This window comes from Burkholderia sp. Se-20378, assembly GCF_017104665.1.
Classification (GTDB): domain Bacteria; phylum Pseudomonadota; class Gammaproteobacteria; order Burkholderiales; family Burkholderiaceae; genus Burkholderia; species Burkholderia lata.
This window is the reverse complement of the sequence record NZ_JAAGPG010000275.1, coordinates 1-11,009: the sequence shown is the minus strand read 5'-3', so window position 1 is coordinate 11,009 and position 11,009 is coordinate 1. Positions and strand designations below refer to the sequence as shown.

The window sequence follows — 11,009 nt, the reverse complement described above, 5'->3', positions numbered from 1 at the left end:
CTCAGCATGGTGATCGGGCCGCTGGCCGGCGCGATGCTGTACGAGCTGCATCCGGCCATGCCGTTCGCGTCGATCGGCGTGATGCTGGCACTCGTTTCCGTTGCCGCTTCATGGCGGGGATCGCGCGCGGCGGATGCATAGCGGCGCACATGCACGCACCGGGCGGCTGGCTGCGATGCGTGCGGCGCGAGCGAGGGGCCGGTGAGCCGACGGGTGACGTCAAGCTTTGTCAAATTGTGGCGATATCACGATACCTGACGTTTCAGGCCGCATTCGAAGGCTGTATTGCACGGGTTGATTGAGTATCCTTGGATTCGATTCGCGGTACTCATGCCATCACAACCGGGAGGCTTCACATGAATGCACGTCTATACCGCGCGACCGTTGCCGGCGCGCTGATCGGATTGCTCGCGCCGTTTTCGGTGGCGCATGCGCAGCTGGGCGATGTCCTGAAGCAGGTCGGCGGCGGCGGCGATTCAGGCGGTAGCGCGGGCGGTGCGCTCGGCAATCTCGGCGGCCTCGGCGGTGCATTGACGGGCGGGGGCGGTTCGTCGCTGATGCCGGGCAGCACCGGCAACGTCGCCGGCCTGCTGCAGTTCTGCATCCAGAACAATTATCTCGGCGGGGCGTCCGGCGGCGCGTCGTCGGTGAAGGACGCGCTGATGGGCAAGCTCGGCGGCAACGCGTCGTCCGACAGCGGCTATACCAGCGGCGCGAGCGGGGTCCTCGATGCCGGCAACGGCAGCAAGCTCGACCTGAGCGGCGGCGGCCTGAAGCAGCAGGTCACCAAGCAGATCTGCGACAAGGTGCTGACGCAGGCGAAATCGCTGTTGTAAGCGTTTGGCGCGTGGTGGTGAAGGGGGGTGGTGCGACGCGTGCCGCGCCCGTCGATCGTCGCGGCAGCCGCGAGCGCATCGACGAACAGACGGGCGGCCGCGCGATGCCGCGGCCCGCACGCATGGACTCAGTCGGCCAGCCGCTTGTCGGCGAGCGCCTTGCAGCAGTCTTCGTAGACCCATTGCACGAGTTTCGCCCGATAGTCGAGATCGTCGGTATCGACGATTTCCTCGACCGCGTCGCGCGCCCATGACGCATCGACGAACCCGGCATGCCGCTTCGCGATGTCCTGCGCGAGCGCCGCGAGCTTGGCAACGGCCAGCCAGTCGGCCTGGCGATGATGGCGGTCGAGCCAGCGGTGCGCGGCCTGAACCTGGAACGTGGCGTCCGGCCACGATTCGTTGAGGTAAAACGCGCCGAGGTTGCCGCAGGTGAGCCAGCAAAGCAGCTCGAGGCGGTCTTGCGAGCCGAGGGTATGGGGTGCGTCGGACATGGCAGCGCTCACGAAATACGTCGATTCCGGGCGGCGCCGGTTGCAATGGGCCGGTGCCGATAATAAAAACATAGCACGATGCGGGCCCGGCCGCGCATCCGGGCGGATGCTGACGTGGCGCCGGCGAAACGGACGCTGCGCCGGCGTGGACGACCGACGGCGGAGTGAGGGGGGCAGCGGGAACGGAAAGTGCGCGAGCGGTGAACCACTCGGGAAGAGGCGGCCGCCTGCGCCGCCGAGCGGGCCCGTTGCGGGGCCCGCCGCAGCCCGGCGCGCGGGCCGGGCTGCCGATGAGCGAACTCAGGTCGTCGTGTGCGTGGCGCGCGCGATCGAGCGGATGCTGCGCTCGACGCGGATCAGGATGATCAGCACCGCGAGCGACACGAACGAATACAGCGCGACGAGTGCGGCGACGCCCGCGTAGCGCGCGGTCTGGCCATTCTCGGCAGCCGTTTCTTCGGCGGCCTTCTTCTCGTTGTCGATCGCGGTCCGGCGTGCGTCGTAGCGCTCGGAGAAGTCGCGCATGACGGCCGACACGACGTCGGTGTACGCCTGCTCGCGCGCATATTCGTCGCCGTGACCGGTGACCTTCTTCTTGACGCTGGCCGCGACATCCGCGCGCGACAGCACCTTGTCGAGATACGCGATCTGCTGCTCGTAGTACGCGACGTCCGGATGGTCGTCGTCGCCGAGCACGCGCTGGAACGACGGCTCGTACGCGTCGCGATCGACCGCGTAGTCCGGCGACAGGGCCGTCCGGCCGTGCTTCTGCACGATGCCCGACAGTCGCGTCGACAGGCGCAGCGCGGGCGACGCGTCGTCGTCCTTGGCTGCCGCGCCGTCGGTGGCCGGCGCGGCCTTGGCGGGCGCACCGTTCTCCCACGCGAACGATGCAGGATCGACCTGGATGGCCGAATCGACTTTCGGCGGTTTCGACAGGCGCGCATCGAGTGCGACCGCGCCGAATATGACCCCGCCGATCAGGACTGCGGTCGCGAACAACAGCACGATCACGCGCAACACCTGAAGATAGCCGCCCTCGATTTTGGTCAGGATGCTCAAGGCATTCTCCTTTCTTATGATGAATGAGGCGCCGAGGCTAAAGACCTTTCTAATGGCTGTCAATCGTCACACCGGCAGACCGAAACGCTCGCTAGAATGTCGGCTTTCCTGGAGGCGGAAAGCGATGAAAATCTACGACCAGTTCTATATCGACGGCGCGTGGCGCAAACCGGCCGGCACCGGCACGATCGACGTGATCGACTCGGGCACCGAAGCCGTGATTGGCCGGATTCCGGAAGGCGTCGCGTCCGACGCGCAGGACGCGATCCGCGCGGCGCGCGCAGCCTTCGACGCATGGGCGGCCACGCCGCCCGCGACGCGCGCGGGCTACCTGCGCAAGATCGTCGAGCATCTGCAGGCGCGCAGCGAGGAGCTTGCGCAGTCGATCACCGGCGAAGTCGGGATGCCGATCAAGCTGTCGCGCGCGATCCAGGTCGGCGGCCCGATCTACAACTGGAAGGCGTACGCGAAGCTCGCCGAATCGTTCGAGTTCGAGGCACAGGTCGGCAACTCGCTCGTCGTGCGCGAGCCGGTCGGCGTCGTCGCGGCGATCACGCCGTGGAACTACCCGCTCAACCAGGTCACGCTGAAGGTCGCGCCGGCGCTCGCGGCCGGCTGCACGGTCGTCCTGAAGCCGTCCGAAGTCGCACCGCTCAACGCGTTCATGCTCGCTGAAGCGATTCACGAAGCCGGGCTGCCGGCCGGTGTGTTCAACCTCGTGTGCGGCTACGGCCCGGTGGTCGGTGAAGTGCTGGCCACCGATCCGGACGTCGACATGGTGTCGTTCACGGGCTCGACGCGCGCCGGCAAGCGCGTGGCCGAGCTGGCGGCTGCGGGCGTCAAGCGCGTCGCGCTCGAGCTGGGCGGCAAGTCGGCGTCGGTGATCCTCGACGATGCCGACTTCGCGACGGCGGTGAAGGGCACGGTCAACGCGTGCTACCTGAACGCGGGGCAGACCTGCTCGGCGCACACGCGCATGCTGGTGCCGGAAGCGCGCTACGATGAGGCGCGCGCGATCGCGAAGGCGGCGGCCGAAACCTACGTCGCCGGCGATCCGCGGCAGGATGCGACGCGTCTCGGCGCGCTGGCCTCGGCCGTGCAGCAGCAGCGTGTGCAGGACTACATCCAGCGCGGGATCGACGAAGGCGCGGAGCTCGTGACGGGCGGCACGGGCCTGCCGGCAGGGCTGGATAAAGGCTTCTTCGTGAAGCCGACCGTGTTCGGCCGCGTCGATCCGAAATCGACGATCGCGCAGGAAGAAATCTTCGGGCCGGTGCTGTCGATCATCACGTATCGCGATGAAGACGAGGCCGTGCGCATCGCGAACGATTCGCCGTACGGGCTCGGCGGCGCGGTGTGGGCCGGCAGCGACGAACGCGCGATGGGCGTCGCGCGCCGCATCCGCACCGGGCAGGTCGACATCAACGGCGGCGTGTGGAACATGGCCGCGCCGTTCGGCGGCTACAAGCAGTCGGGTCACGGCCGCGAGAACGGCGTGTACGGACTCGAAGAATATCTCGAGTACAAGTCGATGCAGCTCAAGCCCGCGAAGCCGGCCTGAGCGATTCTCACGGCCTGAACGGGAAACGGCACGCTCGCGTGCCGTTTTTTATTGACGGCCGTCAAGGTGCGCGTCGGTGGATCGTCGATCATCGCGGTTCCGATGTTCCGACGAGGTTTCAGATGACCGTACGCACTTCCTTTCCGCCGCTGACGATTCGCGGCCGCACCTTGCTGCCTGTCGTGCAGGGCGGCATGGGCGTCGGCATTTCCGCGCACCGGCTGGCGGGCAGCGTCGCGCGCGAAGGCGCGGTCGGCACGATCGCGAGCATCGACCTGCGCCACCATCATGCGGACCTGCTCGCGCGTTGTCGCGCGCAACCCGATCGCACGACGCTCGAAGCCGCGAACCTCGAGGCACTCGCGCGCGAGATCCGCCTCGCGAAGACCTACAGCGAAGGGCGCGGGATGATCGCGGTCAACGTGATGAAGGCCGTGAGCGCGCATGCGGACTACGTGCGGGCGGCGTGCGACGAAGGGGCGGACGCGATCGTGATGGGCGCGGGCCTGCCGCTCGACCTGCCCGATCTCACGCAAGGACACGACATCGCACTGATTCCGATCCTGTCGGACAGCCGCGGGATCGCGCTCGTGCTGAAGAAGTGGATGAAGAAGGGGCGCCTGCCCGACGCGATCGTGATCGAGCATCCGGCGCATGCGGGCGGCCATCTCGGCGTCACGCAGATCGACGACATGCACGACGGTCGCTTCGATTTCGCGCGCGTGCTCGACGAGACCGCGCAGGTGATGGCGTCGCTCGGACTCGCGCGTGAAACGATCCCGTTGATCGTTGCGGGCGGGATCAACAGTCACGACACGGTGCGCGCGGCGTTCGAGGCCGGTGCGAATGGCGTGCAGGTCGGGACGCCGTTCGCGGTGACGGAAGAAGGCGATGCGCATCCGCACTTCAAGCGCGTGCTGGCCGACGCGACGCCCGACGATATCGTCGAATTCGTCAGCGTGACGGGGCTGCCCGCCCGCGCGGTGAAGACGCCGTGGCTCGATCGTTACCTGCGCAACGAGACGCGCATTCGCACCAAGCTCGGCGCGCTGAAGCAGCGTTGCCCGACCGCGCTCGAATGCCTGAGCGTATGCGGCTTGCGCGACGGCATCGAGAAGTTCGGCCATTTCTGCATCGACACGCGGCTGGCGGCCGCATTGCGCGGCGACGTCGCGAACGGGCTGTTCTTCCGCGGCCGTGAAGCGTTGCCGTTCGGCCGTGCGATCCGCAGCGTGCGCGATCTGCTCGACCTGCTGCTGACGGGCTGTGCGACGGAGCCTGCGGCAAACCGTCCCACGTTTACGCTGGCTTGACGGATATCAAGACGATGAAAAGACCCTACAGGGAGAATGGAAACCATTCTTTGGGGGTCCGTACCATGCATAAAACGATTCGAACTTGTGTCACCGCTGCGGCCGTTGCAGCTGCTTTCGCCGCGATGCCGTCGCTGTCGCACGCGGCCTCGCCGGGCGACGGCATCAACCAGGGCGACGTCCTGGTCCGGCTGCGCGCGATCAGCATCCAGCCGAACGAGCGCGCAAGCGACACGCTGGGCGCGCTCAACGTCGGGGTGAACAACGCGATCGTGCCCGAGCTCGACTTCACGTACATGATCCGCGACTACCTCGGCGTCGAGCTGATCCTCGGCACCTCGCGGCATCAACTGACGTCGAGCCTCGGCAATCTCGGCGGCGTGGGCGTGCTGCCGCCGACGCTGCTGCTGCAGTACCACTTCAACCATGCCGGCAAGGTGCGTCCGTACGTCGGCGCGGGCGTGAACTACACGTACTTCTACAACAACGGGCTCAACGTCGGCGGGCAGGGCGTGTCGATCAACAAGAGCAGCTTCGGCCCCGCGTTGCAGTTCGGCGTGGACGTGCAGGTGACGAAGAAGATCTTCATGAACGTCGACGTGAAGAAGATCTGGATGAGCACGGATGCGACGCTCGGCGACAAGGGCATCGGCACGCTGCACATCGATCCGCTGATCGTCGGCGTGGGCGTCGGGATGAAATTCTAGACGCGGCGGGAAAAGAACTGAGTTGGGGTTGGCGGCATGGCGGTCGGCATGCCGCTTTTTTTTGCGCGGCGAATTTACAGCTTGTCGTACTGGAAGCGCATCGCGGTGCCTTCGCGCGAGATGCGCTCCCAGATCGCGCGCTTTTCGTCGTCGCTCAGGAACACCCAGTTCGACACTTCGGCGGCCGTGCGGCCGCAGCCCTTGCAGACTTCGTCGAAGAGGGTCGAGCACACGCCGATACAGGGGCTGTCGGGCAGGTCGTGGAGATTGGAGGCCATCGGAAGGGTTCACGCAGTTGAATCGTCAGCCGCCATTTTAATGCATCGCGGCCGGACGGTCGGACGGGTGCGGCCGGCATGCCGTACCGGTGCAGCGGCATGACAGTACGACCGGGTTCGGGCACAGCCGCCAGGCGGTTCGCGTCCGGCCGGCGAACGCGGTTTCGCCGCCGCCTGTTTTTCCCGGTGGACAGCCGCCGATTACCCGATAGAATTCCCCGGGAACGCCTTGCCGCATGGGCGGCCAGCCTGGCCGGCGGCGGGAATCTGTTCCGTTTGCGCGACACCGCCATGATTTTTTTGTGACGGGGCGCGAATGATGGTAGTTTTCGGGGTTTTCGAGGGGCGGCGCGCCAGAATGCGCCGTCATGACGAGGCAGACGGCAGCCGGACACACGGTCCGGTCGGAGGGAGAACGGGATGAAAGCAAAGGTAGTGGGCCGGTTCGCAGCGCTCGCGCTGTGCGTGGGTGCATCGGCGGCAGCGGCGAAGGATACGCAGCTCAATGTCTATAACTGGTCGGACTACATTGCGAAGGACACGATCCCGAACTTCGAGAAGCAGACGGGCGTCAAGGTCCGCTACGACAACTACGACAGCGACGACACGCTGCAGGCGAAGCTGCTGACGGGCAGCTCGGGCTACGACATCGTCGTGCCGACCAGCAACTACGCGGGCAAGCAGATCGCCGCCGGCATCTTCGCGCCGCTCGACAAGTCGAAGCTGCCGAACCTCAAGTACCTCGATCCGCAACTGATGGCGCTCGTCGCCGGCGCGGATCCGGGCAACAAGTTTTCGGTGCCCTGGGCATACGGCACGACCGGTCTCGCATACAACCTGACGAAGGCGCAGCAGGCGCTCGGCAAGGTGCCGCTCGACAACTGGGACATCCTGTTCAAGCCGGAAAACCTCTCGAAGCTGAAGACCTGCGGCGTGTCGGTGCTCGACGCACCCGACCAGATGTTCGCGGCGACGCTGCACTACATCGGCAAGGATCCGATGAGCACGAACCCGGCCGACTACAAGGCCGCGATGGAAGTGCTGAAGAAGATCCGCCCGTACATCACGCAATTCAACTCGTCGGGCTACATCAACGACCTGGTCGGCGGCGACATCTGCTTCGCATTCGGCTGGTCGGGCGACGTCGTGATCGCGAAGCATCGCGCGATGGAAGCGAAGAAGTCGTACAAGGTCGAGTACTACATTCCGAAGGGCGGCGCGCCGGTGTGGTTCGACGTGATGGCGATCCCGAAGGACGCGAAGAACAAGGATGCCGCGCTGCAGTGGATCAACTACATCGAGGATCCGAAGGTGCACGCGGCGATCACGAACGCGGTGTACTACCCGAGCGCGAACGCCGAGGCACGCAAGTATGTGCGGCCGGACGTCGCGAACGACCCGGCCGTCTATCCGCCGGCCGACGTCGTGAAGACGCTGTTCCTGCTCAAGCCGCTGCCGCCTGAAATCCAACGTCTGCAGACGCGTCTGTGGACCGAGCTGAAGTCGGGCCGCTGACACGCGCCGATGTTCCCGGCAGTCATGAAGCCCCTGGTACCCCCGGGGGCTTTGTTCGTTCAACGCAGGAGAGAAGCAGCACATCATGAATAGCCAGTCGGGTGCGCCGGTCGCGGGCGCGCCGTCCTCCGTTTCCTCCTCCGGCGCCGATGCGCGCGCCGAGACCTTTGTCCAGATCGTCGACGTCGTCAAGAAATTCGGCGACACCGAAGCCGTGCGCAGCGTCAACCTGACCGTGCGCCAGGGCGAGCTGTTCGCGCTGCTCGGCAGCTCGGGCTGCGGCAAGTCGACGTTGCTGCGGATGCTCGCGGGCCTCGAGACGGTCACGTCGGGCAAGATCCTGATCGACGGCGAGGACCTCGCGCAGATGCCGCCGTACAAGCGGCCCGTGAACATGATGTTCCAGTCGTATGCGCTGTTCCCGCACATGTCGGTCGAGTCGAACGTCGCGTTCGGCCTCAAGCAGGAAGGCACGCCGAAGGCGGAGCTGAAGGAGCGCGTCGCATCGGCGCTCGAACTCGTGCAGATGAGCAAGTACGCGAAGCGCAAGCCGCATCAGTTATCGGGCGGCCAGCAGCAGCGCGTCGCGCTCGCGCGTTCGCTGGTCAAGCGGCCGAAGCTGCTGCTGCTCGACGAGCCGATGTCCGCGCTCGACAAGCAGATCCGCCAGCGCACGCAGATCGAGCTCGTCAACATCCTGAACAAGGTCGGCGTCACCTGCATCATGGTCACGCACGATCAGGAAGAAGCGATGACGATGGCCAATCGCCTCGCGGTGATGAGCGAAGGGCAGATCGTGCAGATCGGCTCGCCGAACGAAGTGTACGAATATCCGAACAGCCGCTTCTCGGCCGAATTCATCGGCTCGACGAACCTGTTCGACGGCGTGACCGTCGAGGACGAGCCCGACCACGTGTACATCGAGTCGCCGGAGCTGCCGAGCCGGCTGTATGTGAGCCACGGGATTTCGGGCCCGCTCGGGATGCCGGTCACGGTGTCGGTGCGCCCCGAACGGATCGCGCTCACGCGCAAGCCGCCCGAAGGCGCGTTCAACTGGGCGCGCGGCCGGATCAGCAACGTCGCGTACATGGGCGGCTACTCGCTGTATCACGTGAAGCTCGACGGCGGCAAGACGGTGATCGCGAACGTGTCGAGCCTCGCGATTTCCGAGCTCGACACGCCGGCGCTCGGCGACGAGATCTACGTGCGCTGGAGCGCGACTGCGGGCGTGGTGCTGACGTCATGACCACGTTCAAGTCCCTGCTCGAGTGGCCGGTGCGGCGCTTCAACCTGACGGGCGCCACGGCGGTCGTCGCCGGGCCGTTCACGTGGCTCGTGCTGTTCTTCCTCGTGCCGTTCGTGCTGGTCGTCAAGATCAGCTTCGCGGAGCTGCAGCTCGGCATCCCGCCGTACACGGAGCTCGCGTCGTACACCGACGGCGTCGTGCACGTCGCGCTGAACCTGTCGCACTACGCGTTCCTGTTTACGGACAGCCTGTATTTCGCGACCTACGTGAACTCGGTGTGGGTGGCCGCGATCACGACGCTGCTGTGTCTGCTGATCGGCTATCCGATGGCGTACTACATCGCGCGCTCGAACCCGGCGACCCGCAACCTGCTGATGATGGGCGTGATGCTGCCGTTCTGGACGTCGTTCCTGATCCGCGTGTACGCATGGATCGGCATCCTGAAGAACAACGGGCTGCTGAACAACTTCCTGATGTGGATCGGCCTGACCCATACGCCGATCGAGCTGTATCGCACCAACTACGCGGTGTACATCGGGATGGTGTATTCGTACCTGCCGTTCCTCGTGATGCCGCTCTACGCGCACCTGGTGAAGATGGACCTGCGCCTGCTCGAAGCCGCGTACGACCTCGGCGCCAAGCCGTGGAAGGCGTTCGTGCAGATCACGCTGCCGCTGTCGAAGAACGGGATCATCGCGGGCTGCCTGCTCGTGTTCATCCCGGCGGTCGGCGAGTACGTGATTCCCGAGCTGCTCGGCGGCGCGAACACGCTGATGATCGGCCGCGTGATGTGGAATGAGTTCTTCAACAACGCAGACTGGCCGATGGCGTCGGCCGTGACCTGCGCGATGGTGCTGCTGCTGCTCGTGCCGATGGCGATGTTCCAGCACTTCCAGGCGAAGGAGCAGGGAGGCCGCCGATGAAGCCGAATCGTTACCTGCAGTTCGCGGCGCTGTTTGCCGGCTTCGCGTTCCTGTATATCCCGATCATCAGCCTGATCGTCTATTCGTTCAACGAGTCGAAGCTCGTCACCGTGTGGTCGGGCTTCTCGTTCCGCTGGTACTCGGCGCTCGTCGAGGACGACGAGTTGCTGACGGCCGCGTGGCTGTCGCTGAAGATCGGCGTGCTGACCGCGTTCGCGTCGGTGTTCATCGGCACGTGGGCCGGCTTCGTGCTCGCGCGGATGGGCCGCTTTCGCGGCTTCGCGCTGTTCAGCGGGATGATCAACGCGCCGCTCGTGATTCCCGAGGTGATCCAGGGGATCTCGCTGCTGCTGCTGTTCATCGAGCTGGCGAAGTGGATCGGCTGGCCGGCCGAGCGCGGCGTGTTCACGATTTGGCTCGGTCACGTGATGCTGTGCATCTCGTACGTCGCGATCATCGTGCAGTCGCGTGTGCGCGAGCTGAACCCGTCGCTGGAGGAAGCCGCGCTCGATCTCGGCGCGACGCCGCTGAAGGTGTTCTTCACGATCACGCTGCCGCTGATCTCGCAGGCGTTGATCGCGGGCTGGCTGCTGTCGTTCACGCTGTCGATCGACGACCTCGTGCTGTCGGCGTTCCTGTCGGGCCCCGGCTCGACGACGCTGCCGCTCGTGGTGTTCTCGCGCGTGCGACTGGGGCTGAATCCGGAGATGAACGCGCTCGCGACGTTGTTCATCGTCGCGGTGACGGCCGGCGTCGTGATTGCGAACTTCGTGATGCTGCGGCAGGAACGTAAGCGGATGGCGGGGTTCGCGACCTGACGTTCAGGTGGTGATCGCCATGAAAGACGCCCGGTGCCGACGATGAGTCGGGCCGGGCGTTTTGTTTGGCGGCGCCGCGTGTGAGGTGGTGTCGGTCAGTAAACGATTGTGCCGGATGATGGGCGTCGCGGGCGGGCGCGGATTCGATTCCCGTGCCCGGTCGCGCGCTGCGTTACGCGCCGCACGCCGCCTTCGCGAGCAGCCCGAGCGCGACGCACACGAGCACGGCCGCGAACCCGGCCTGTACATGTCGCGA

11 protein-coding genes are annotated in these 11,009 nt (G+C 65.8%); 8 read left to right on the top strand and 3 right to left on the bottom strand.

Annotated features, from left to right (window positions below; all coding sequences use genetic code 11):
* Window positions 1–356: 356 nt before the first annotated feature.
* Window positions 357–836, top strand: coding sequence for a DUF2501 domain-containing protein (locus tag G3N93_RS24590; RefSeq protein WP_011352207.1), 480 nt, complete (start codon window positions 357–359; stop codon window positions 834–836).
* Between the two features lie 128 nt (window positions 837–964).
* On the opposite strand, the gene G3N93_RS24585 is transcribed toward G3N93_RS24590, so the two are convergent.
* Window positions 965–1,330 carry a hypothetical protein gene (locus tag G3N93_RS24585; RefSeq protein WP_059234078.1) on the bottom strand — a complete coding sequence of 122 codons (366 nt, stop codon included), beginning with the start codon at window positions 1,328–1,330 and terminating at the stop codon, window positions 965–967.
* Window positions 1,331–1,630: 300 nt separating this feature from the next.
* Entirely contained in the window at window positions 1,631–2,392 is a 762-nt protein-coding gene (locus G3N93_RS24580) for a hypothetical protein (protein ID WP_206134148.1), read from the bottom strand.
* Between the two features lie 124 nt (window positions 2,393–2,516).
* On the opposite strand from G3N93_RS24580, the gene G3N93_RS24575 reads away from it, so the two are divergent.
* The 3 genes from G3N93_RS24575 to G3N93_RS24565 all read left to right on the top strand — a co-directional run bounded on the left by G3N93_RS24575 (window position 2,517) and on the right by G3N93_RS24565 (window position 5,973).
* Entirely contained in the window at window positions 2,517–3,953 is a 1,437-nt protein-coding gene (locus G3N93_RS24575) for an aldehyde dehydrogenase family protein (protein WP_206134147.1), read from the top strand.
* Window positions 3,954–4,075: 122 nt separating this feature from the next.
* A complete protein-coding gene (locus G3N93_RS24570) occupies window positions 4,076–5,266 on the top strand; it encodes a nitronate monooxygenase family protein (protein ID WP_206134146.1) in 1,191 nt (396 codons plus the stop codon).
* Between the two features lie 65 nt (window positions 5,267–5,331).
* Window positions 5,332–5,973 (top strand): OmpW family protein, encoded by a 642-nt coding sequence (locus G3N93_RS24565; protein WP_174930820.1) that lies wholly within the window; start codon window positions 5,332–5,334, stop codon window positions 5,971–5,973.
* 74 nt (window positions 5,974–6,047) lie between these two features.
* Here G3N93_RS24565 and G3N93_RS24560 read toward each other — a convergent pair whose 3' ends face one another.
* Complete coding sequence (locus G3N93_RS24560) at window positions 6,048–6,251, bottom strand: DUF1289 domain-containing protein (RefSeq protein WP_043183034.1); 204 nt, start codon at window positions 6,249–6,251, stop codon at window positions 6,048–6,050.
* A gap of 420 nt (window positions 6,252–6,671) precedes the next feature.
* Between G3N93_RS24560 and G3N93_RS24555 the strand changes: the two genes are divergently transcribed.
* The 4 genes from G3N93_RS24555 (at window position 6,672) to G3N93_RS24540 (ending at window position 10,753) form a co-directional block, all read left to right on the top strand.
* Window positions 6,672–7,766, top strand: coding sequence for a polyamine ABC transporter substrate-binding protein (locus G3N93_RS24555; RefSeq protein WP_174933906.1), 1,095 nt, complete (start codon window positions 6,672–6,674; stop codon window positions 7,764–7,766).
* A gap of 85 nt (window positions 7,767–7,851) precedes the next feature.
* Window positions 7,852–9,012: an ABC transporter ATP-binding protein gene (locus G3N93_RS24550; RefSeq protein ID WP_174933908.1), complete on the top strand. Its 1,161-nt coding sequence runs from the start codon at window positions 7,852–7,854 to the stop codon at window positions 9,010–9,012.
* The gene (locus G3N93_RS24545; protein ID WP_011352199.1) at window positions 9,009–9,935 is read left to right on the top strand and encodes an ABC transporter permease subunit; all 927 of its coding nucleotides are present in this window, start codon (window positions 9,009–9,011) and stop codon (window positions 9,933–9,935) included. The genes G3N93_RS24550 and G3N93_RS24545 overlap by 4 nt, the downstream gene beginning before the upstream one ends.
* On the top strand, window positions 9,932–10,753 hold the full coding sequence (locus G3N93_RS24540) for an ABC transporter permease subunit (RefSeq protein WP_166964606.1): 822 nt from the start codon (window positions 9,932–9,934) through the stop codon (window positions 10,751–10,753). The genes G3N93_RS24545 and G3N93_RS24540 overlap by 4 nt, the downstream gene beginning before the upstream one ends.
* Window positions 10,754–11,009: the final 256 nt, after the last annotated feature.

Coding starts and splice junctions, on each gene's coding strand:
- G3N93_RS24590 (WP_011352207.1), top strand. CDS start 357: ATGAATGCACGTCTATACCGCGCGACCGTTGCCGGCGCGCTGATCGGA.
- G3N93_RS24585 (WP_059234078.1), bottom strand. CDS start 1,330: ATGTCCGACGCACCCCATACCCTCGGCTCGCAAGACCGCCTCGAGCTG.
- G3N93_RS24575 (WP_206134147.1), top strand. CDS start 2,517: ATGAAAATCTACGACCAGTTCTATATCGACGGCGCGTGGCGCAAACCG.
- G3N93_RS24570 (WP_206134146.1), top strand. CDS start 4,076: ATGACCGTACGCACTTCCTTTCCGCCGCTGACGATTCGCGGCCGCACC.
- G3N93_RS24565 (WP_174930820.1), top strand. CDS start 5,332: ATGCATAAAACGATTCGAACTTGTGTCACCGCTGCGGCCGTTGCAGCT.
- G3N93_RS24560 (WP_043183034.1), bottom strand. CDS start 6,251: ATGGCCTCCAATCTCCACGACCTGCCCGACAGCCCCTGTATCGGCGTG.
- G3N93_RS24555 (WP_174933906.1), top strand. CDS start 6,672: ATGAAAGCAAAGGTAGTGGGCCGGTTCGCAGCGCTCGCGCTGTGCGTG.
- G3N93_RS24550 (WP_174933908.1), top strand. CDS start 7,852: ATGAATAGCCAGTCGGGTGCGCCGGTCGCGGGCGCGCCGTCCTCCGTT.
- G3N93_RS24545 (WP_011352199.1), top strand. CDS start 9,009: ATGACCACGTTCAAGTCCCTGCTCGAGTGGCCGGTGCGGCGCTTCAAC.
- G3N93_RS24540 (WP_166964606.1), top strand. CDS start 9,932: ATGAAGCCGAATCGTTACCTGCAGTTCGCGGCGCTGTTTGCCGGCTTC.